We start from the raw sequence: 20,787 nt of genomic DNA, 5'->3' as shown, positions 1-20,787 counted from the left end.
CTTAGTGCACTTTCGATTGCTTGATTTGATACATGTTCTTGTCTGCTTGCGCGATCAAACCACTCAAACCATTGGGATTTTTCTCAAACGCCATTCCAACACTAACCGAAAATTGAGTACCATCGATGTACAACGCCTCTTGCAGCGTACTGTTGAGCACTCGATAAGTTTGGGAGAAATTCTCTTCTGAATTAAAACAAGAGAACACTACAAACTCATCTCCACCATAACGCCCTACTTTGGCGCACGCTGTCGTCGCGTCGTCCAGAACCTTAGCCACTCTCTCTAGAATTTCATCACCGAAACGGTGCCCATAGGTATCGTTGATCGACTTGAACTTATCAACATCAACAAACATACACCCCATGATCTTTTCACCAAAGCAGCGCTTTTCCAGAACTTTCTGAGCTTCAAAAAGTAATGCTCGACGATTAAGGCATCGAGTTAACGAATCACGAGTCGCATAATATTGCAGTTGATCCTCAAGTTCATATTTCTCTAGTGCAACAGAGTAGAGTGATGCTAGTAGCTCTAGTATTTCAACTTCGAACTCATGGGGCTCAGAAGGACATTGGCTGTAGATAGCGAAAGTGCCAAGGACATGGTCATTGGATGAGAGGATAGGAACCGACCAACAAGCATGTAGATTTGCTTGCTGAGTTAAAGGTAAGAAAGCAGCCCAATTGGGGTGTTGGTTAATATCCGAAACGATAACAGCTTTCTTAAGTGCCGCCGCTTCCCCACACGAACCAATACCTTCGCCAATTGAAACACCCTCAATTTTCTCATTATAAAACTGAGGCAAATTTGGGGCATGTTCAAGATGCAAGGTCTGTGTGTCGGGATTGAGCATTAAAATCGAAGCCATACGCTCGCCGAAAAGATGTTCGGTAAGCTGAATGATCTTCTCATTCAACTCTTTGCGCTCCAAACCTAGTGCGAGTCTGCGCAACAGGCTGTTTACGGAGCGATGTGCTTCCAATAAAAAATCTTTTTCCATTCACAAAAGCTTTATTAAGTGTATTGATAGCAACCCGTTCTTATGCAAGTTTACTTTTTACTCAATAATAACACACTAAGTAACCACGACACACAACTGAAGATCATAGGTTGATCTTTCGCTTTATCTATTTTGATCAGCGATCTACCCCAAAAAGAATATTTATATCACCACACACCGAAAGCATAAGTTACATGTGCTGCATTTGGATTTTAAACAGAATATAAAACCAATGTATATTTAAATATGTCACCTTTACAGAACATCTAGATTCGATCTATGACTAATTACCTTCGATTTACATGCGTCTGCATTTCAATGTGTTGGTCATCAAGCTTGGTCAATTTCACGGCCAAGTTACCAAGCTCATCTGTACTATTGATATGAGTACCACCACAAGGGATTGAAATTAAAGTACTTTCATTTTTCTTCCATTGCCAGTAACGGGAATCTGTCAAACACTCACCATCCAGTTTCATTGCAACTGGACTTTCTTGCTCTAACCAATCAGCGATCGTTTGATTGACTGCGATTTCAATTTCAGAAAGATTTTCGAGCATATTCGCAACATTGAGACCGCGTTTTTTGAGAGTTTTGCCTAAGCGGTATTTGTCGGTACATAAATCAGGGGTTACAAAACTGGTAACTTGGGCATAGCTATTGAAATCATAGTGGCCCAATGGGTCTTTTCTGTCTGCATCTTTACGCCAATATTGATCTGCAAGTACCTGATTTAAAGCAAGGTATGCGACGTGTCCTGCACTGTGTCCACGGCTAAGGCTATCTTGATAGTCTTGATCGACGTGAAGCTCAACAGGTTCACCAACTTCAATCGCTTCTGAAGAAGCCGGTAGTTGATGCACCACAACAAACACCCACCCCTCTGTATCTCGCTTAACAGGAATATCTCCTGCAACGAAGAGTTTTCCAGTCGATTGTTCTATCGCTCCAACCAGACAGTCTTCTACCTCTATCTGCTGTTGATTAACAACAATATAGCCACGGTCTGCAGGATGATCAGGCCAAATATGGCTGACTGGGTGAAATGGGGTTTTATCAACAACAAGGTACGTTTTCTCTGCTTGCTGCTCTAAGTATTGCGCGGTGGCGCTTAGGCTCCAAGTTTGGTGACAAAACTGAGTGATAGTTGGATTAATTTGAATCGGTGTGGTCATGTTTTTTAGTTCTAATGAATTTTGCTTAAAAAAATACCCGAGCTCGGCTCGGGTATCAAATCAGTTATAAAGGTTACTTACGGCCTTTCATCATGCTCATCATGCGCTTACGCTTACGCTCTTGAGAGACAGTTAGCTTGTTAGTCTTACCTTCAAACGGGTTCTCACTGTTCTGGAACTGAATACGAATCGGTGTACCCATGATCTCTAGAGAACGACGGTAGTAGTTCATCAAGTAACGCTTGTACGAATCTGGTAGTTCACGAACTTGGTTACCGTGGATAACCACGATCGGTGGGTTGTAACCACCCGCGTGCGCGTACTTAAGCTTCACACGGCGGCCACGAACCATTGGCGGTTGGTGATCATCGGTAGCCATCTTCATGATACGTGTTAGTACCGATGTACCTACACGTGTCGTCGCTGACTTGTAAGCTTCTTGAACAGACTCAAACAAGTGACCAACACCTGTGCCATGTAGTGCAGAGATGAAGTGGATACGTGCAAAGTCAACGAAACCAAGACGGCGATCTAGCTCTTTCTTAACGCGCTCTTTCACGTCGTTATCTAGACCGTCCCACTTGTTTACCGCGATCACAATTGAACGACCAGCATTCAAAGCGAAACCTAGCAGACTCAAGTCTTGATCAGAGATGTTTTCGCGAGCATCAATTACAAGTAGAACAACGTTAGCGTCTTCAACTGCCTTCAACGTTTTAACAACCGAGAACTTCTCAACCGTTTCATTGATGTTCTTACGACGACGTACACCCGCAGTATCGATCAGAACGTATTCACGCTCATCACGGCTCATCGGGATGTAGATAGAGTCACGTGTTGTACCCGGCATATCGTAAACAACCACACGCTCTTCACCTAGAATACGGTTAGTTAGCGTTGATTTACCTACGTTTGGACGGCCAATGATCGCAAGCTTAATTGGTTGATCTTGAAGACGCTGGAATTCTGCTTCCGCTTCTTCTTCAGTGAAATCAACTTGCTCAGCTTCTTCATCTTCAAATTCAGTCAAATCGCTCACTTCACCCGCTTCCGCTTTTAGCGCTTCTGCGAATGGGTTTAGTGCTAGATCGATAAGAGCCGTTACACCACGACCGTGAGCCGCAGCAATTTGGTACATGTCTTCAACGCCAAGTTGCCAGAAGTCCGCACTTGCTGCATCAGGGTCGATACCATCAACCTTGTTTACTACTAGCATTGAAGGCTTTTCTAGCTGGCGAAGGTGCTTCGCGATAGCAATATCAGACGGTGTTAGACCAGCACGGCCATCTACCATGAACAGTACAACATCAGCTTCATCGATCGCCGCTAATGACTGTTCTGCCATTTTTGTTTCAACACCTTCTTCAGTACCGTCGATACCGCCGGTGTCGATAACAATAAATTCGTGTTCACCAAGCTGAGCTTGGCCATATTTACGGTCACGCGTTAAGCCAGGAAAATCCGCAACCAATGCATCGCGAGTTCGAGTCAATCGGTTAAACAACGTAGACTTACCTACGTTCGGACGCCCTACTAGAGCAACAACAGGTACCATAACAACCTCTACAATTTCTTTTCTTAATGTAGTTATAGGTAAACACTTGTTCGCAAGTTTAAACTCTTACCTATAACCACACGCTTTATTAATTTTACAACAACAAAACGGCCCCTGGCTGTTACCAACCAGGAGCCGACTGTGAATTATATCACGCTTTTATTGGCTAATCGTCAGTTTCTTTACATCGCCGTTGCGAGTAACGACAAGGTAACCGTCAGCTAGCTCAATTGGTGCTACAGCAAAGCCACTGTCATCCACCAGCTGCTGTGCCACAAAGTCACCTGTTGCGCGGTCTAGCCAGTGTAGGTAACCTTCTGTATCTCCTACCACGACGTATCCGTTAATGATAGCAGGTGCTGTCAGTAAGCGGTTTTCAAGCAGAGACGTACTCCAGATCTCTGTACCACTGCGCGCATCAACCGCAGCTAAGTGATCGTTATCTGTAACAACAAACAGACGGCTACCATCACTTGCCAAATCAATAGCAGAAGAGTAGTTGCGCTTCCACACTGGTTTGCCTGAACGTAGGTCAATCGCAATCAGTTGGCCATTAATGCCGACAGTATAAAGCGTGCCACCCAGGACAACTGGAGAAGAGTCAACATCAACAAGACGGTCGATTTCAGTCGCGCCTTTTGGTGTGCCTACTGGTTGTTGCCAAATAAGCTGACCACGGTCAACGATAGCAGCAGCCAATCGACCATTTGCCGTTCCCCAGAACACACCGCCAGATACTGTCACAGGTGCACTGTCACCACGCAGGGTTAAGCTAGGAACTTCGGTACTGATGGTCCACTTTTCCTCACCTGTTGCTTGGTCAAGCGCCACCATCATGCCACGGCTGGTGTGAACCAAAACCATGTTGTTTTCTGTTGCAGGTGCCGCTAATACTTCACCGTTAACAGAAACACGCCATAGCTCTTCACCTGTCTCTTCATCAACAGCGATCATCTCGCCGTTTTCAGAACCAAGGAAAACCTTACCGTAGCCCGCCGTCAAACCACCAGAGATACGCGCAATCACGTCTTTCTCTAGATCGTTTCTCCAGATCTCTTTACCCGTTTCTGGGTCAAGCGCTTTGATCATACCATCGCGGCTAGCAACAAATACTTTGTCGTATGCGTATTCAGGCGTGAGCTTTGAGAAGTAATGACCAACGCCATCACCCACTGAGTTAGACCACTCTTGAGAAGGCGTAAATTCACTCGTTACAGTTGGCACTGGTGCCATGATAACGGTGTCTTCTTCACCCGCACAGCCAGCAAGTAGCCCTAGAGCTATTGCACACAGTGTCGCTTTGGGAAACATCTTCTTCATTCAAAGCGCCTTATTTAGCTAAGTCGTCAAGTTTGATTTGAAGCGTTTGGCTAGCATCAACAGCTTGTTGTGCTTCAGTGTAAGCCGCATATGCAGCATCGCTGTCACCTTTACGCAGTGAGATATCACCACGCAGTTCAGCAACACGACCCTTCCAAGATTCATCAGTGATCGCCGCTAGTTCGCTAAGAGCTGCGTCAAACTCACCTTGCTCAGCTTTTACACGCGCTACACGGTAGCCTAGCAGAGGAGCTAATGCCGCGTCTTTTGTCGCCGACTGTGCCCACTCAAGTTGCTCAAGCGCTGCTGCTAGATCACCCGCCTCTACCTGTACTTTTGCCAATTGCATCGCCGCAAGTACAGAGTACTCCGCGTCTTTGTTGCTATCGATGAAAGCTTGGATATCCGCTTGTGCATCTAGGCCTTTTGCATCCAGTGCAGAAATAGCTGTGGTGTAGCTTTCAGAAGCTGCTTCACGAGCCTGAGTAACTGAGTCTTGGTAATAGCGCCAGCCAAATAGACCACCTAAACCAATCACAGCACCAAAGATTACAGCCTTGCCGTTCTCTTTCCACCAGTCTTTAATGGCTTCAACTTGTTGCTCTTCGCTATCGTAAAGTTCCACTTCCTGTCCTCTTTGATTCTTTTAAACGCCAGCAAACAGCTGGCGTTGAATATTCATATTGAGCGTTTGGTTGCTCAGCGGGCGACTTAGATTAGTGCCGCTACTTTTGCAGCAACGTCTGCTTGGGCAACAACTTCTTGTTCACCACCAACCAGATCTTTCAATACCACTGTGTTGTCTGCTACTTCGTTTTCACCCAGTACCAGTGCAACGACAGCGCCCACTTTATCAGCACGCTTAAATTGTTTCTTGAAGCTACCACCACCGAAGTGGTTCATTACACGAACGCCTTCGATGTTGTCGCGCAGTTCGTTCGCCAATTGCATGCCCGCAATCATGGTGCCTTCACCTGCTGCAACCATGTATACGTCAACGCTGCGACGTACTTCTGTTAGCTCTAGAGTCTCCATCATTAGAACAAGACGCTCTAGACCCATTGCAAAACCAACTGCGTTAGTTGCTTTACCGCCTAGTTGCTCAACTAGACCATCGTAACGACCACCGCCACATACAGTGCCTTGTGCACCTAGGCTGTCAGTAATCCACTCAAATACAGTGCGGTTGTAGTAGTCAAGACCACGCACTAGACGCTCATTAACTTGGTATTCGATACCTACAGCATCAAGAAGTTCACATAAACCTGCAAAATGTTGCTGTGACTCTTCACCTAAATATTCAGAAAGGCGAGGTGCATCACCAAGAATCGCTTGTACGTCTGGGTTCTTAGTATCTAAAACACGCAGTGGGTTTGTGTGCATACGACGCTTACAATCTTCATCCAGAACGTCGATGTGTTGCTCTAAGAAAGCAACAAGCGCTGTACGGTAGTTTGCACGGTCTTCAGTAGAACCGATTGAGTTCAGCTCCAGACGTACGTGCTTGTCGATGCCTAGCTCACGCCATAGACGTGCGGTCATCATGATAAGTTCTGCGTCAACGTCTGGACCATCTAAACCAAACACTTCCACACCACATTGGTGGAATTGACGGTAACGACCTTTTTGAGGACGCTCGTGACGGAACATTGGGCCCATGTACCACAGACGCTGTTCATCACGGTTGATAAGGCTGTTTTGGATACATGAACGAACACAACCCGCTGTGCCTTCAGGACGTAGAGTTAGGCTGTCACCGTTGCGATCTTCAAAGGTGTACATCTCTTTTGAAACTACGTCAGTCTCTTCACCAACAGCACGGCTAAATAGGTTCGTCTCTTCAACGATAGGCATGCGTACTTCGTTGTAACCGTATGCGCTTACTACGCTTTTTACTGCGTTTTCTACTTTCTGCCAAAGTGGTGATTGAGTTGGAAGGCAGTCGTTCATGCCTCGGATTGCTTGGATATTTTTAGCCACAATTTTTTCCGTCATTCTTCACGACAAGGTGTGCCTAATCGCCTCACCTCATCGTGTTGTATTAATCTTCTAGGTTCTTTAGGTCAATGCGATTGGATTTATCCATCACAGACGCTTTTGCTCTGATCTTCGCTTCTAGCTGATCGACAAGATCATTGTTGTCGAAACGCTCTTTTTGACGTTTACCGTCTTCGTAGAACGCACTCTTACGAGCACTACCAGCAAGGCCTAAATGCGATACTTCTGCTTCACCAGGGCCATTTACCACACAACCGATGATCGATACATCCATTGGTGTAATCACGTCTTCTAAGCGCTCTTCTAATGCATTAACCGTATTAATAACATCAAATTCTTGGCGAGAGCAGCTTGGACAAGCGATAAAGTTGATACCGCGCGAGCGAATACGCAAAGACTTAAGAATATCAAAGCCAACTTTGATCTCTTCAACAGGGTCTGCAGCTAGAGAGATACGCAGCGTATCACCGATACCTTCTGATAGAAGCATACCTAAGCCAACAGATGACTTCACCGCACCCGCACGAGCACCACCAGCTTCAGTGATACCTAAGTGTAGAGGCTGATCGATCTTCTGTGCTAATAGACGGTATGAACCTACCGCTAGGAATACGTCTGATGCTTTAACACTGACCTTAAACTGATCAAAGTTAAGACGATCAAGAATGTCCACATGGCGCATTGCAGATTCAACGAGCGCTTCTGCTGTTGGCTCTGTGTACTTCTCTTGAATGTCTTTTTCTAGAGAACCACCGTTAACACCAATACGAATCGGGATATTTTTATCGCGAGCGCAGTCAACCACAGAGCGAATACGGCTCTCATTACCGATATTACCTGGGTTGATACGTAAACAGTCAACGCCGTACTCAGCTACTTTTAGAGCGATACGGTAGTCGAAATGGATATCTGCGACCAAAGGTACAGATACTTGCTGTTTGATCTGCTTGAACGCTTCTGCTGCATCCATCGTTGGAACAGAGACACGTACAATATCAGCACCAACGTTTTCTAGCGATTTAATTTGAGCAACAGTCGCCGCAACGTCTGTTGTTCGAGTATTAGTCATGGATTGCACAGCAATTGGTGCACCATCACCGATCGGCACGTCGCCCACATAAATACGGGTCGACTTGCGACGAATAATAGGAGATTCGTGTTGCATATTAACTCTAAGGTAAGGTTATTCTAGCTACTTTGCCTGAAGTATACCCAGAAAGGTCGACAGGTTCACTCGCAAATGTCATTGAGACGGCTTCTGGAGCGCCAATAACCACTTTATACGGTGTTTCACCTGATAAATTGAGTGATTGACCTGCTTTTTTAATGCCCGTCGACAGCGTTCTGCCTGTCGCGTCTTTCACTTGAATCCAGCAATCAGAGCTAAATTGCATTACTAACTCATTAGATACAGGTTCTGGTATTACGACTTCTGGTTCAGCGACTTCTGTCTCTACAACAGCCACTACAGGTTCAACAGGAGCTTCGACCTCAGAAGCAACGTCAGCTTCCATCGTTTCTGTTGCAACACTGGCGTCTGCCATTACTTCGCTGTCTACTACTTGAGGCGCTTCAACTACTGGTGTTTCAGCTTCAATCAGATCGAGAGAGGTAGTGAGTTGGTCGTCACTGAGATCATCGACCACAACTTCTTCTGCAGTTTCTTCAGCTACAAATGATTGAGAAAGCGTGTCTTGTTGCTGTTTTTGCCACCACCAAAGTGAAGAGATACCAGCAATAACCGCGAAGATGCTCCAAGTTAGCAGCATAATACGGCTGTTGTGTTTCTCCGTTTTGGTTTTGCGCGAGAAGCTCATCATCTCTTGTTCTTGATGTTGAACATCACCAGCGTGATCTAAAGCCTCTAGAACCACTTTCTCATCCAAATTGACGTATTTGGCGTACGAACGCACGTAACCACGCATAAAGATGGCGACTTGGTCTGAATCAAATTGGTTGTCTTCAATCTGCTGAATCAAGCTAACGCGCAGCTTTAAGCGAGAAGAGACTTGCTGTTGGGTTAAACCTAACGACTCACGTCGATTTTTAAGGATCGTACCAGCTTCCAATACAGGAGCTGCCGCTTGTGGAGTTTGTGTATCTTGTTCTGTGTTCATAAAGTTGAACTTCTAAATATTATCGTCGGTTGTCGAGAGCCATTTTTTATTGTCGTTTACGCTCAATCTTACAACCCACTCTTTGTGGAATTTGTCCTGCAACTCGCACCAAAAACCTTTTGAAATCGAAAACCACACACTGCTATGCAAAAGGGTTTTCTCAGGCAGCTATCTGTTCAATGCCAACCTAGTAAATAGACATATTGATGGTTCGAGTAGCAAGTAAGCACTTAAACTGAGTTTAAGCTGATTTAATCATAAGCTAATGCCATGACAAGGCAAAAACACTTTCGACAAAATTTACCGTTAGCTCATGGTTTTGTACAAAATTTAACGAAAAATGTAAAAAAGCGTGGCGTAATGAACAGACAAAAGGTGATAAACGGTCAAAAACAAACAAGCCAGAAGTGAACTTCTGGCTTGTTATTAAAACGGATAGCGGATTAAAGCGCTTTTACTGGAATAGTTTCCGCAGCGGCTTTTTGCTTAGTTCGTTTGGTACGGTCGATAACATCACCTACCAACTGACCACATGCAGCATCGATATCATCACCACGGGTCTTACGTACTGTCACTGTGTAGTCGTATTCCATCAGTGTTTTCTGGAAACGGTCAATACGAGAGTTGCTTGGTTTCTTGTAAGGTGAACCTGGGTACGGGTTGAATGGAATCAGATTGATCTTACATGGCGTATCTTTCATTAGCTCAGCAAGTTCACGAGCGTGGTCCATATCGTCATTTACATGATCAAGCAGCACGTACTCAACAGTAACTTTACCGCGGTTAGCGTTTGACGATGCGATGTAACGACGTACCGATGCTAGGAAGTCTTCGATATCCCAACGGTCATTGATTGGCATGATTTCGCTACGTAGCTTGTCATTTGGCGCGTGTAGTGAGATTGCTAGTGCAACATCAATGTTACCCGTCATTTGGTCAAGACCTGATACAACACCAGAAGTCGATACTGTTACACGACGCTTAGACAGAGCGAAGCCAAGATCATCCAACATGATTTCTAATGATGGCATTAGGTTTTTCATGTTAAGTAGAGGCTCACCCATGCCCATCATTACTACGTTCGTAATTGGGCGGCGACCTGTCTCTTTCTCAAGACCAATCTCACGAGATGCACGCCAGATTTGGCCAACAATCTCAGATACTTTTAGGTTACGGTTGAAGCCTTGTTGTGCAGTAGAACAGAACTTACATTCAAGGGCACAACCCACTTGTGATGATACACACAGCGTCGCACGGTCACCATCCGGGATGTATACCGTTTCAACGTCTTGGTCGCCAACACGCATTGCCCATTTGATTGTACCGTCAGAAGAGTGTTGAGCTTCAGAAACAACAGGTGCAACAATCTCACAGCGACGTTGAAGTTTCTCACGCAGCTTTTTGTTGATGTTGTTCATATTTTCGAAGTCATCGACACCGAAGTGGTACATCCACTTCATTACTTGATCTGCTCGAAAAGCTTTCTCATTCAATTCTTCTGTGAAAAATTTACGAAGACCTTTACGATCAAAATCGAGTAGATTGACTTTAGCTGTGGTCATGGTGCCTCTCAATGACGGAACAATAATTAAGGGCGCGAATTGTACAGCCTTTACGCATCTTCAACAAGGGTTGTAAAACCCTGTGTTTACTAAGACATTCAAAGTTAAGTGATTAAAATTCACACAGCCACCTTTCATTACTTACAATTCTGGAAATAAGAGCAAGATTCCCGACTACACTCCTTCGTCGCTATCGGGAATGACGGTACAGCTAACCCATTCCCTTCTCGTCATTCCAGAATAGAGGAGCGAGATGTCTGGAATCTCCAACTACGTAAAACCCACATACAAAAAAGGCCTCACCGTAGTGAAGCCTTGAGAATCGTTAACCCGTTGCTTATTCAGCAGGACGTGGGCAAATTTCAGATTCAGGGAAGAAGAACTCAATCTCGCGCGCTGCCGACTCTGGGCTATCGCTGCCGTGTACTGAGTTGTAACGCATGCTAATTGCGTAGTCTGCACGGATAGTACCGCACGCCGCTTCTTCAGGGTTTGTTTTACCCATTAGTTCGCGGTAACGACAAATTGCATCTTCGCCTTCTAGTACCTGAACCATGATAGGACCAGACGTCATAAACTCTTTAAGAGCTGGGAAGAATTCTTTGCCTTCGTGTTCCGCGTAAAAACCGCTCGCTTGCTCTTCTGTTAAGTGCACCATTTTAGCTGCAACGATTTGTAGGCCCGCTTTTTCAATGCGGTGGTAGATTTCGCCGATCAAGTTACGTTTAACAGCATCTGGCTTAACAATTGAGAACGTTCTTTCTAGAGCCATAGGGGTTCCTTCACTTCATTTTTGTTGTTATTTAAAACGACACCTGCCCTCATTGATTGAGTTTAGGTAACAATCAGGCAGCCGATAGCTGCCTGATTTTATAATTATTTTGCTTGCTCGGTAAGCAGACGAGCCAGAGTGCGAACACCCATGCCTGTCGCGCCTGCTGCCCATTTATCACTTGGTGACTTACGGTATGTACCCGCGCAGTCCATATGTAGCCAGCCTTTCTTGTAGTCATCAACAAAGTAAGACAAGAATGCCGCTGCAGTACTTGCACCTGGAGTGTAATCACCAGTGCTGATGTTAGATAGATCAGCAAAGTTTGATGGCAGCATGCCGCGGTGGAAGTCAGCCAATGGAAGTGGCCATAGACCTTCTTTCTCTTGATTTGCTGCAGTTAGCGCTTGGTGAGAAAGCTCATCGTCAAAGCTCATTAGTGCGTGGTAATCGTTACCTAGAGCATTCTTCGCCGCACCAGTCAGCGTTGCACAATCGATGATAAGCTCTGGATTTTGCTCACTTGCGTACATCAGACCATCAGCGAGTACCAAACGACCTTCCGCGTCAGTATTCATGATCTCTACAGTGGTGCCATTTTTGTAGGTGATGATATCGCCAAGCTTAAGAGCACGACCCGAGATCATGTTCTCTGCACAACATAGGATAAGCTTGATACGCTTATTCAAGCCACGCTCGATTGCTAGACCTAGACCGCCAGTAATTGTTGCTGCGCCGCCCATGTCTGCTTTCATCGCAGTCATAAATTGACCAGGTTTGATGCTGTAGCCGCCTGAATCGAAAGTGATACCCTTACCTACTAGACACGCAAATACTGGCGCGTTTTCATCACCCGTTGGGTTGAAGTCTAGTTGTAGCATTGCTGACGTGCGCTCAGAACCGCGACCGACAGCGTAGATGCCTTCCCAACCTTCAGTAAGTAGGTCTTTGTCTTTAACGATCTTCGCTTTTACTGTACCTTCTGGCGCGATAGATTTGATGTATTCAGCAGCCATCGTTGCCAGCTGACGCGGTGCAACTTCTTCTGCCGTTTTATTGATGATGTCACGAGTCCAGTCTGTCGCGCGAATACGAGCTTCTAGCTCAGCTTGTTCCGCTTCTGGTAGCTCGCCCCACTCTAGCGTGGTTTGCTTTTTAGGGCCGCGATAACCTTGGTGGAAAGCCCAAACACTCTCCAGATCCCAACCTTCGCCTTGCAGTGAAATGAACGAAATACCTTGTCCGTCAAGTTTACGACCAGCACGTTGAACTGCACCTAGATCGTGGCCTCCTGCTAGGTGGATTGTCGCACCTGCTTCTGAAAACGAAAGGATAGCCTTGTCTCCCCACTGAGGCTGGGCAGGCTCTTGACTTAAAAATACTGACATCTGTGTAGACATGATTTCTCCTTGTCTTTGAACCACGTTACCTTAGTGATTCAGATTATTTTTTATTAGCGAACTGATGTTAGCATTATGTAGGAGTAAAATGTCATTTTGATAAAAAAACGGACCATAAGGTCCGCTTTTTTTAGTAAGAATTGTTAACTTGGCTGTGTTTTCAGAGAGCTTATCTCTATCACCAAGTTAAAAATGAGCGTAGGACGTTAGTCCATCTCATCCATCCAGCATAGAATGATGGCCTCAAGGATCTTCTCATTCGAGTGATTTGGTTCATCATCGAAGTCTTCAAGATCTAATATCCATTGGTGCAGATCGGTAAAACGTACTGTTTTTGGATCCGTATCAGGGTATAAGTCGCATAGTTCAATCGCGATATCTCGCGAGTCAATCCACTTTAAGCTCATATCATTTCCTTATTAGTTAAAGGCACTCATGCGCCTCTAATACACTATTATTCTAAGCCAGTTTTACTAAAATCTTCGCCATTTGGCTTGAGTTTTAGTGATCTTCAGAAGCTAGGTTTAGCGTGTATTTTGGAATCTCAACAACGAGATCTTCATCCGCAACTTTTGCCTGACAACCTAGACGAGATTCCATCTCTAGACCCCATGCTTTATCCAGCATGTCATCTTCAAGATCGTCGCTCTCTTCTAGTGAATCGAAACCTTCACGAATCACAACGTGACACGTTGTACATGCACACGACTTTTCACATGCATGCTCAATACCAATGCCTGCCTTTAGTGCAACATCAAGTACCGTCTCGCCAGTTTCTGCTTCTAGCACTGCGCCTTCTGGACATAGATCTTCGTGAGGTAAAACAATAATCTTTGGCATGTTTATCTATTCTCTAACTATTAAATATTATCGACTGACTGACCTGACAGTGCAGCACGAATTGATTTATCCATACGACGAGAAGCAAAGTCTTGGCTCGCTTTGTCTGTATTCTTAATCTCTAGCTCGATGGCATCAACGTCATCACCGTTACGCTTTTCGATCAGAGACTCAATAGCTTGTAGCAATTGTTGTTTCTCTTGTTCGTTAAGCAGCTCGTCGCCATCTGCCTGCATTGCTGCAATTAGGCCTTCAATCACACGATCCGCTTCTACACGCTGCTCAGCTAGCGCACGAGCTTGCATGTCTTCTTTCGCGTATGTCATTGAGTCTTTGAGCATGTTAGCCACTTCATCATCGCTTAGACCGTATGATGGCTTAACTTGGATTTCCGCTTGAACGCCCGTGCTCTTTTCCATTGCTGTCACAGACAAAAGGCCGTCTGCATCCACTTGGTAAGTTACGCGGATATGCGCAGCGCCCGCAGCCATAGGAGGAATACCTTTGAGCGCAAAACGTGCTAGCGAACGACAGTCATCAACCATCTCACGCTCACCTTGAACAGTATGAACCGTCATTGCCGTTTGACCATCTTTAAAGGTAGTAAACTCTTGCGCACGAGCGACAGGGATCGTGGTGTTACGAGGAATGATCTTTTCTACTAGACCACCCATGGTTTCGATACCCAATGAAAGTGGGATTACGTCCAATAGCAGCATTTCCGCATCTGGCTTGTTGCCCGCTAGGATATCCGCTTGAATTGAAGCACCAATCGCAACCACTTCATCAGGGTTAATGCTCGTCAGTGGTGTGCGACCAAAGAAGTCACCGACCATTTCACGAACAAACAAAGTACGAGTTGAACCGCCTACCATAACGACTTCAAGCACTTCATCAGCGTCTACGTCAGCATCTTTCAATGCACGGCGACAAGACATCAGTGTTTTCTTAACCAGTGGCTTGATGATGTCGTTGAACTCATCACGAGTCAGGGTTCCGTTCCAACCAAGGACTTCGACGTCAACTTGCTCTTCTGCAGAAAGGCGGATTTTAGCGTCCGTCGCAGCATCTAGTAGAATGCGGCTTTGTTCAGCAGTCAGCTCAGTCAAACCGGCTTGCTGTTGGAAGTGCTCAGCAACTAAATGGTCAAAATCGTCACCACCCAGCGCAGAGTCACCACCTGTTGCCAATACTTCAAATACACCTTTCGACAGACGCAGGATAGAGATATCAAACGTACCACCACCCAAGTCGTATACCGCAATCACGCCTTCTTGGCCTGAATCTAGACCATAAGCAATCGCAGCAGCCGTCGGCTCATTCAAAAGGCGAAGAACATGAAGACCAGCCAGTTGCGCCGCATCTTTTGTACCAGCACGCTGCGCATCGTCGAAGTATGCTGGAACAGTAATTACCGCACCCGCAAGCTCACCGCCTAACGTAGACTCGGCACGTTGACCCAAAGTACGCAAGATATCAGCCGATACTTGAATTGGGTTCTTAGTGCCTTGTTCAGTACGAATAACTGGTAAGCCGTTATCGCTCTCTTCAAATTGATAAGGCAGTGATGGGTAACGCTGCTGAATATCAGCCAAAGAACGACCAATAAGACGCTTCACTGAAATGATGGTGTTCTGTGGATCAGTCTGTGCACAATCACGAGCCTCTTGGCCAGTAGTGTGAGAATCAGCTTGATAGTGAACCACAGAAGGCAAAATTGAGCGGCCTTGAGCATCCGCTAAAGTCGTCGCTTCACCACTGCGAACCGAGGCAACAAGAGAGTTGGTGGTACCTAGGTCGATACCCACAGCCAGCTTATGCTCATGCGGTGCTGAGCTTTGTCCTGGTTCTGCAATTTGAAGTAATGCCATGAGGATTCCTTTTATCTAGTCGCTAGTCGAGCAGGTGATCTTCGACTTGTTCTATTTCTTTCTTGAGTTTTGCGATGAATTTCAGCTTACGAACACTGTCGGCGGCTTCTTCCCATGCGGCTTGATCCAGCTGTTGCTCGATCTGCGCAAGGTGTTGTTTGTACATTTTGCCGACTTTAGTATCGAAGTCGAACAGCTCGTCAGCACCATCTGGGCTTGCTGCGATATGCTCTAATTCTTCACGCAGTTCCATCTGCTCCATAAGGAACATGGGATCTTGCATGGTTTGCTGTTCACCACGAATATCAACGCCGTTCTGCACTAATAGGTGCTCTGCGCGACTAATTGGGTTCTTAAGTACCTGATAAGCGTCATTGATTTGAGAAGCTTTTTGCACCGCTAGCAAGCGATCACGCTCGGAGGCAGTCGCAAAGTTGTCTGGGTGAAATTGACGCTGCAGATCTCTAAACTGAGAAGCAAGAAGGCTACCATCCAGTTGAAACTGAAGTGGTAGCCCAAATAATTCGAAATGATTCATGTAAAGGTGGTCCTAATTTTAGGCCCTGATGCAGAGCCTAATTGTACGTTGCTTACAATCGATGCGCTTACAATAGATGCTTAGCCATTGAAGCACTTATACATTAAAGCTCTCACCACAACCACACTCGCCTTTCGCATTTGGGTTGTTGAATTCAAAACCTTCGTTTAGGCCTTCTTTTACATAATCAAGCTCAGTGCCATCTAGGTAAACCAAGCTCTTAGGATCAATGATGACCTTAACACCTGAGTGCTCAAATACTTGGTCTTCTTCATTAAGTTCGTCAACGAACTCAAGTACATATGCCATACCTGAACAGCCAGTGGTTTTTACGCCCAAACGTAACCCGATACCTTTACCTCGGTTATCTAGGAATGCTTGAACTCGGCTTGCCGCCGTCTCTGTCATGGTGATGGCCATACTACAACCTTGTTTTAATAATTTGAGAACTCAGTGGGAGTGCAAAACGCACTCCCTAATATTACTATTTTTTTACAACGATTCGCTACGGGGTACAATTAACGCTTCTTTTTGTAATCCGCAACGGCTGCTTTAATTGCATCTTCAGCAAGAATCGAACAGTGAACTTTCACTGGTGGAAGCTCTAGCTCTTCTGCAATTTCAGAGTTTTTGATTGCAGCTGCTTCATCGATGCTCTTACCTTTAACCCACTCAGTAACTAGTGAGCTAGACGCGATTGCACTACCACAACCGTATGTCTTAAATTTTGCATCTTCGATAATACCTTCTGGTGTTACCTTGATTTGCAGTTTCATTACGTCACCACATGCTGGAGCGCCAACCATGCCGCTACCTACATTTGGATCTTCTTTGTCAAACGAACCTACGTTACGTGGGTTTTCGTAGTGATCAATTACTTTTTCGCTATATGCCATGATAGTTACCTCGAATCCTCTATATCCGTGAGATTAGTGATGTGCCCACTCAACAGTGTCCAGATCAATCCCTTCTTTATACATATCCCATAGAGGAGACATGTCGCGTAATTTGTTTACTGCTACACGAATCTGTGCGATTGCGTAGTCAACTTCTTCTTCCGTTGTAAAACGGCCGAATGAGAAACGTACTGAGCTATGTGCCAGTTCATCGTTCAGACCAAGAGCACGTAGAACGTAAGATGGCTCTAGGCTTGCAGATGTACATGCAGAACCTGATGATACTGCTAGGTCTTTTAGAGACATAAGCAGAGACTCACCTTCAACGAAAGCAAAGCTCACGTTTAGGTTGTGCGGAACACGCTGGTCTAGGTCACCGTTTACCGTTACTGCTTCAAGGTCTTGAACACCTTTCAGTAGACGCTCACGTAACGCTAGTGCGTGGTCGTAATCTTTCTGCATATCTTGTTTAGCGATTGCACACGCTTCACCCATACCAACGATTTGGTGTGTCGCTAGTGTACCAGAGCGGAAACCACGCTCGTGACCACCACCGTGCATTTGAGCTTCAAGACGAATACGAGGCTTACGACGAACGTAAAGTGCACCGATACCTTTAGGACCGTACATTTTGTGAGCTGAAAGTGAGATTAGGTCAACTTTAGTCTCTTGTACGTCTAGTGGGATTTTACCCGCAGACTGAGCCGCATCAACGTGGAAGATGATCTTGCGTGAACGACATAGTTCGCCGATTGCATTGATATCTTGGATAACGCCGATTTCGTTGTTTACGTGCATGATAGAAACAAGCACTGTATCTTCACGCATTGCAGCTTGTAGCTTGTCTAGATCGATGATGCCGTTTGATTCTGGCTCTAGGTAAGTTACCTCGTAGCCTTCACGCTCAAGTTGACGACATGGATCAAGAACCGCTTTGTGTTCTGTTTTGCACGTGATTACGTGCTTACCTTTCTTCTCGTAAAAGTGCGCAGCACCTTTAATAGCAAGGTTGTCAGATTCTGTTGCACCAGACGTGAATACGATTTCACGTGGATCTGCATTCAGGAGATCGGCAATTTGCTCACGAGCATTATCTACTGACTCTTCTGCTTGCCAGCCGTAACGGTGTGAACGAGATGCTGGGTTACCGAAGTTACCGTCCATCGTCATACACTGAACCATTTTTTCAGCAACACGAGAATCAACTGGGCAAGTAGCTGAATAGTCAAAGTAAATAGGCAGTTTCATTTTCTACTCCAATGTAAAAACTGACCGCTAAGAGCGGGCATTAACACCGTGAGGTGCTGCACTAATCGTTGTAGTGCTCGTATTTTTATGTGCAAAACCATTATTAACCGCAAGATCGATGTCTTGACGATCAGAAATTTCTAAAACTTCGTTGTCTTTCATTAGCTCACCGAGCGTAATGTCATTTAAGAAGCTGCTGATGCGGGAGCTTAGATCACGCCACAGTGTGTGCGTAAGGCAACGAGTGCCACCTTGGCAATCACCACGACCGTGACACTTAGTAGCGTCAACCGATTCATCAACGGCGGCGATCACTGTTCCGACAGCAATGTCACCAGCTTCTGCGCCCAAGCGGTAACCACCACCAGGACCGCGCACACTTGCCACTAGGCCAGCTTTGCGCAACTTAGAAAAAAGTTGTTCTAAGTAAGATAACGAAATACCTTGACGTTCAGAGATGTCAGCCAAAGGTACAGGGCTTTTTTGCGAATGCAGTGCTACATCTAGCATAGCTGTGACCGCATATCTTCCTTTAGATGTAAGTTTCATATCACACCGTATCCACATTGTTTATGTGGTTGGAATCTTCCCATACCTGACTAAATTGGTCAAGTATTTAGTTGACTATATTAGTCAGGTATTCACCCTTACGGAATTTGTGGGTACTTATTCGCCCTTTTGAGACTTCTCAACCGAGGTCAAAATACCACGAAGAGTATTAATTTCTTGGATTTCAGGGCGTGCACGGCTAAACAGACGACGAAGTTTATTCATCACCTGACCTGGTTTGTCCTTAGAGATAAATTGGGTATCAGTAATCACTTTTTCAAGGTGCTCGTAGAACATTTCGAGCTCTTCGTGACGTGGATACTCATCTTCAGCTTGTGGAGGGTACTGGCTAGCCTCTTGATTTAGGTGTGCAACACGAACTTCATAGCTCAATGTCTGAACTGCCATCGCTAGGTTTAGTGAGCTGTACTCTGGGTTCGCTGGAATACAAACGTGGTAGTGACACTTTTGTAGTTCTTCATTTGTTAAACCCGTACGTTCACGGCCAAAGATAAGCGCTACTGGGTGCTTTTGTCCTTCGATAGCGAACTTCTCACCACACTCACGTGGCTCTAACATCGGCCACTCTAGCGTGCGAGAACGAGCACTTGAACCTACAACTAGGCCACAATCTTTTACTGCTTCTTCTAACGTCGATACGATGACCGCGTTCTCTGCGATGTCACCAGCACCTGCTGCCAAAGCCATTGTTTGCTCATCTACTTCACACTGAGGATCCACCAATACTAATTGGCTTAAACCCATAACTTTCATCGCACGAGCGGCAGAGCCGATATTACCCGAGTGAGAAGTACCAACGAGAACGACTTTTACATTGTCTAACATGCTATATGACACCACTTTAAAAATAATCGCGAGATATTAACACATCACAAAGTAAAATGGTCAGACCCTAACAGGAATGTGATTTCAAGAGTTCAAAAAATAACCACTTCCCTTTTGCAAAAACTTTGGTATACTCGCCGCCGCTTTAAATCGTTCTTTAACATCTTGTGGGAATTTCCATATGCATCCAATGCTAAACATTGCTATTCGCGCTGCGCGTAAAGCAGGCAATCACATTGCTAAATCTCTAGAAACAACTGATAAGATCGAAACATCTTTGAAAGGCAACAACGACTACGTTGTAAATATTGCTAAAGAAGCTGAATACATGATTATTGAAACAATCAAAGCTTCTTACCCAGAGCACAGCATTGTTTCTGAAGAGAACGGTCTTACTGAAGGTAAAGACTCTGATGTTCAATGGATCGTTGACCCACTAGATGGCACGAACAACTTCGTTAAAGGCTTCCCACACTTCGCAGTATCTATCGCTGTTCGCATGAACGGCCGTACTGAAGTTGCGTGTGTTTACGACCCAATGCTAAACGAGCTATTCACAGCTCAACGTGGTGCTGGTGCTCAGCTAAACAACGCTCGTATGCGTGTAACTCAGCTGAAAGACCTACAAGGTTCTATCCTAGCTGCAGGCTTCCCATTCAAAGCTAAACAACACTCTGAATCTTTCATGAAGATCATCTCTGGTCTATTCGTTGATTGTTCTGACTTCCGTCGTACTGGTTCTCCAGCACTAGACCTATGTTACCTAGCAGCTGGCCGTGTTGACGGTTACCTAGAGCTAGACCTAAAACCATGGGATATGGCTGCAGGTGATCTAATCGCACGTGAAGCAGGCGCAATCCTGACTGATTTCGCTGGCGGTACTGACTACATGAAGTCTGGTAACGTTGTTGCTTCAAGCGCACGCGGTGTTAAAGCAATTCTTAAGCACGTTCGTGAGAACGCAAACGAAGGTATGCTGAAGTAATTCAGACCTTTGATAAGCTCTAACTTCGATAACGACAGTTAAGAGACAAAATTTTAAAGCCTCGCTAATGCGAGGCTTTTTTGTAAATTCTATCCAAAGCAATAAAGTATTCGTT

21 protein-coding genes are annotated in these 20,787 nt (G+C 45.4%); 1 reads left to right on the top strand and 20 read right to left on the bottom strand.

What is annotated here, in order from left to right:
- Position 1: 1 nt before the first annotated feature.
- The 20 genes from VFDL14_RS11340 to trmJ form a co-directional block, all read right to left on the bottom strand.
- On the bottom strand, positions 2 to 1,000 hold the full coding sequence (locus VFDL14_RS11340; RefSeq protein ID WP_032551323.1) for a sensor domain-containing diguanylate cyclase: 999 nt from the start codon (positions 998 to 1,000) through the stop codon (positions 2 to 4).
- A gap of 287 nt (positions 1,001 to 1,287) precedes the next feature.
- Positions 1,288 to 2,175 (bottom strand): metal-dependent hydrolase, encoded by an 888-nt coding sequence (locus VFDL14_RS11345; RefSeq protein ID WP_032551322.1) that lies wholly within the window; start codon positions 2,173 to 2,175, stop codon positions 1,288 to 1,290.
- A gap of 73 nt (positions 2,176 to 2,248) precedes the next feature.
- Positions 2,249 to 3,730, bottom strand: coding sequence for a ribosome biogenesis GTPase Der (der, locus tag VFDL14_RS11350; protein WP_032551321.1), 1,482 nt, complete (start codon positions 3,728 to 3,730; stop codon positions 2,249 to 2,251).
- A 159-nt stretch (positions 3,731 to 3,889) separates the two neighbouring features.
- The gene (bamB, locus tag VFDL14_RS11355; RefSeq protein WP_032551319.1) at positions 3,890 to 5,050 is read right to left on the bottom strand and encodes an outer membrane protein assembly factor BamB; all 1,161 of its coding nucleotides are present in this window, start codon (positions 5,048 to 5,050) and stop codon (positions 3,890 to 3,892) included.
- A 10-nt stretch (positions 5,051 to 5,060) separates the two neighbouring features.
- Complete coding sequence (locus VFDL14_RS11360) at positions 5,061 to 5,675, bottom strand: YfgM family protein (protein WP_032551318.1); 615 nt, start codon at positions 5,673 to 5,675, stop codon at positions 5,061 to 5,063.
- 86 nt (positions 5,676 to 5,761) lie between these two features.
- Positions 5,762 to 7,030, bottom strand: a complete 1,269-nt coding sequence (gene hisS, locus VFDL14_RS11365) for a histidine--tRNA ligase (protein WP_032551461.1) — start codon at positions 7,028 to 7,030, stop codon at positions 5,762 to 5,764.
- Between the two features lie 61 nt (positions 7,031 to 7,091).
- Positions 7,092 to 8,213: a flavodoxin-dependent (E)-4-hydroxy-3-methylbut-2-enyl-diphosphate synthase gene (ispG, locus tag VFDL14_RS11370; protein ID WP_032551317.1), complete on the bottom strand. Its 1,122-nt coding sequence runs from the start codon at positions 8,211 to 8,213 to the stop codon at positions 7,092 to 7,094.
- 7 nt (positions 8,214 to 8,220) lie between these two features.
- Complete coding sequence (rodZ, locus tag VFDL14_RS11375; RefSeq protein WP_032551315.1) at positions 8,221 to 9,165, bottom strand: cytoskeleton protein RodZ; 945 nt, start codon at positions 9,163 to 9,165, stop codon at positions 8,221 to 8,223.
- Between the two features lie 443 nt (positions 9,166 to 9,608).
- The gene (locus tag VFDL14_RS11380; RefSeq protein WP_032551314.1) at positions 9,609 to 10,727 is read right to left on the bottom strand and encodes a bifunctional tRNA (adenosine(37)-C2)-methyltransferase TrmG/ribosomal RNA large subunit methyltransferase RlmN; all 1,119 of its coding nucleotides are present in this window, start codon (positions 10,725 to 10,727) and stop codon (positions 9,609 to 9,611) included.
- Positions 10,728 to 11,064: 337 nt separating this feature from the next.
- Positions 11,065 to 11,499 carry a nucleoside-diphosphate kinase gene (ndk, locus tag VFDL14_RS11385; protein WP_032551313.1) on the bottom strand — a complete coding sequence of 145 codons (435 nt, stop codon included), beginning with the start codon at positions 11,497 to 11,499 and terminating at the stop codon, positions 11,065 to 11,067.
- Positions 11,500 to 11,603: 104 nt separating this feature from the next.
- On the bottom strand, positions 11,604 to 12,899 hold the full coding sequence (gene pepB / locus VFDL14_RS11390; protein ID WP_032551312.1) for an aminopeptidase PepB: 1,296 nt from the start codon (positions 12,897 to 12,899) through the stop codon (positions 11,604 to 11,606).
- 206 nt (positions 12,900 to 13,105) lie between these two features.
- On the bottom strand, positions 13,106 to 13,306 hold the full coding sequence (gene iscX / locus VFDL14_RS11395; RefSeq protein WP_032551310.1) for a Fe-S cluster assembly protein IscX: 201 nt from the start codon (positions 13,304 to 13,306) through the stop codon (positions 13,106 to 13,108).
- A gap of 94 nt (positions 13,307 to 13,400) precedes the next feature.
- On the bottom strand, positions 13,401 to 13,739 hold the full coding sequence (gene fdx, locus VFDL14_RS11400) for an ISC system 2Fe-2S type ferredoxin (protein ID WP_032551309.1): 339 nt from the start codon (positions 13,737 to 13,739) through the stop codon (positions 13,401 to 13,403).
- A gap of 20 nt (positions 13,740 to 13,759) precedes the next feature.
- Positions 13,760 to 15,610: a Fe-S protein assembly chaperone HscA gene (gene hscA, locus VFDL14_RS11405; RefSeq protein ID WP_032551307.1), complete on the bottom strand. Its 1,851-nt coding sequence runs from the start codon at positions 15,608 to 15,610 to the stop codon at positions 13,760 to 13,762.
- A 22-nt stretch (positions 15,611 to 15,632) separates the two neighbouring features.
- Positions 15,633 to 16,148 (bottom strand): co-chaperone HscB, encoded by a 516-nt coding sequence (hscB, locus tag VFDL14_RS11410; protein WP_032551306.1) that lies wholly within the window; start codon positions 16,146 to 16,148, stop codon positions 15,633 to 15,635.
- Positions 16,149 to 16,244: 96 nt separating this feature from the next.
- The gene (gene iscA, locus VFDL14_RS11415; protein ID WP_032551305.1) at positions 16,245 to 16,568 is read right to left on the bottom strand and encodes an iron-sulfur cluster assembly protein IscA; all 324 of its coding nucleotides are present in this window, start codon (positions 16,566 to 16,568) and stop codon (positions 16,245 to 16,247) included.
- Positions 16,569 to 16,666: 98 nt separating this feature from the next.
- Positions 16,667 to 17,044, bottom strand: coding sequence for a Fe-S cluster assembly scaffold IscU (gene iscU, locus VFDL14_RS11420; RefSeq protein WP_032551304.1), 378 nt, complete (start codon positions 17,042 to 17,044; stop codon positions 16,667 to 16,669).
- 33 nt (positions 17,045 to 17,077) lie between these two features.
- On the bottom strand, positions 17,078 to 18,292 hold the full coding sequence (locus tag VFDL14_RS11425; RefSeq protein WP_032551302.1) for an IscS subfamily cysteine desulfurase: 1,215 nt from the start codon (positions 18,290 to 18,292) through the stop codon (positions 17,078 to 17,080).
- A 27-nt stretch (positions 18,293 to 18,319) separates the two neighbouring features.
- Positions 18,320 to 18,841, bottom strand: coding sequence for a Fe-S cluster assembly transcriptional regulator IscR (gene iscR, locus VFDL14_RS11430; RefSeq protein WP_084181864.1), 522 nt, complete (start codon positions 18,839 to 18,841; stop codon positions 18,320 to 18,322).
- Between the two features lie 117 nt (positions 18,842 to 18,958).
- Positions 18,959 to 19,687 (bottom strand): tRNA (cytosine(32)/uridine(32)-2'-O)-methyltransferase TrmJ, encoded by a 729-nt coding sequence (gene trmJ / locus VFDL14_RS11435; protein WP_032551299.1) that lies wholly within the window; start codon positions 19,685 to 19,687, stop codon positions 18,959 to 18,961.
- Positions 19,688 to 19,868: 181 nt separating this feature from the next.
- Here trmJ and suhB point away from each other — a divergent pair, with 181 nt between their 5' ends.
- Positions 19,869 to 20,672, top strand: coding sequence for an inositol-1-monophosphatase (gene suhB, locus VFDL14_RS11440; protein ID WP_032551298.1), 804 nt, complete (start codon positions 19,869 to 19,871; stop codon positions 20,670 to 20,672).
- Positions 20,673 to 20,787: the final 115 nt, after the last annotated feature.

Source organism: Vibrio fortis, from assembly GCF_000695685.1.
Classification (GTDB): Bacteria; Pseudomonadota; Gammaproteobacteria; order Enterobacterales; family Vibrionaceae; genus Vibrio; species Vibrio fortis_A.
This window is presented reverse-complemented; position numbering and strand designations above follow the sequence as displayed.

Coding starts and splice junctions, on each gene's coding strand:
- VFDL14_RS11340 (WP_032551323.1), bottom strand. CDS start 1,000: ATGGAAAAAGATTTTTTATTGGAAGCACATCGCTCCGTAAACAGCCTG.
- VFDL14_RS11345 (WP_032551322.1), bottom strand. CDS start 2,175: ATGACCACACCGATTCAAATTAATCCAACTATCACTCAGTTTTGTCAC.
- der (WP_032551321.1), bottom strand. CDS start 3,730: ATGGTACCTGTTGTTGCTCTAGTAGGGCGTCCGAACGTAGGTAAGTCT.
- bamB (WP_032551319.1), bottom strand. CDS start 5,050: ATGAAGAAGATGTTTCCCAAAGCGACACTGTGTGCAATAGCTCTAGGG.
- ispG (WP_032551317.1), bottom strand. CDS start 8,213: ATGCAACACGAATCTCCTATTATTCGTCGCAAGTCGACCCGTATTTAT.
- rodZ (WP_032551315.1), bottom strand. CDS start 9,165: ATGAACACAGAACAAGATACACAAACTCCACAAGCGGCAGCTCCTGTA.
- VFDL14_RS11380 (WP_032551314.1), bottom strand. CDS start 10,727: ATGACCACAGCTAAAGTCAATCTACTCGATTTTGATCGTAAAGGTCTT.
- ndk (WP_032551313.1), bottom strand. CDS start 11,499: ATGGCTCTAGAAAGAACGTTCTCAATTGTTAAGCCAGATGCTGTTAAA.
- pepB (WP_032551312.1), bottom strand. CDS start 12,899: ATGTCTACACAGATGTCAGTATTTTTAAGTCAAGAGCCTGCCCAGCCT.
- iscX (WP_032551310.1), bottom strand. CDS start 13,306: ATGAGCTTAAAGTGGATTGACTCGCGAGATATCGCGATTGAACTATGC.
- fdx (WP_032551309.1), bottom strand. CDS start 13,739: ATGCCAAAGATTATTGTTTTACCTCACGAAGATCTATGTCCAGAAGGC.
- hscA (WP_032551307.1), bottom strand. CDS start 15,610: ATGGCATTACTTCAAATTGCAGAACCAGGACAAAGCTCAGCACCGCAT.
- hscB (WP_032551306.1), bottom strand. CDS start 16,148: ATGAATCATTTCGAATTATTTGGGCTACCACTTCAGTTTCAACTGGAT.
- iscA (WP_032551305.1), bottom strand. CDS start 16,568: ATGGCCATCACCATGACAGAGACGGCGGCAAGCCGAGTTCAAGCATTC.
- iscU (WP_032551304.1), bottom strand. CDS start 17,044: ATGGCATATAGCGAAAAAGTAATTGATCACTACGAAAACCCACGTAAC.
- VFDL14_RS11425 (WP_032551302.1), bottom strand. CDS start 18,292: ATGAAACTGCCTATTTACTTTGACTATTCAGCTACTTGCCCAGTTGAT.
- iscR (WP_084181864.1), bottom strand. CDS start 18,841: ATGAAACTTACATCTAAAGGAAGATATGCGGTCACAGCTATGCTAGAT.
- trmJ (WP_032551299.1), bottom strand. CDS start 19,687: ATGTTAGACAATGTAAAAGTCGTTCTCGTTGGTACTTCTCACTCGGGT.
- suhB (WP_032551298.1), top strand. CDS start 19,869: ATGCATCCAATGCTAAACATTGCTATTCGCGCTGCGCGTAAAGCAGGC.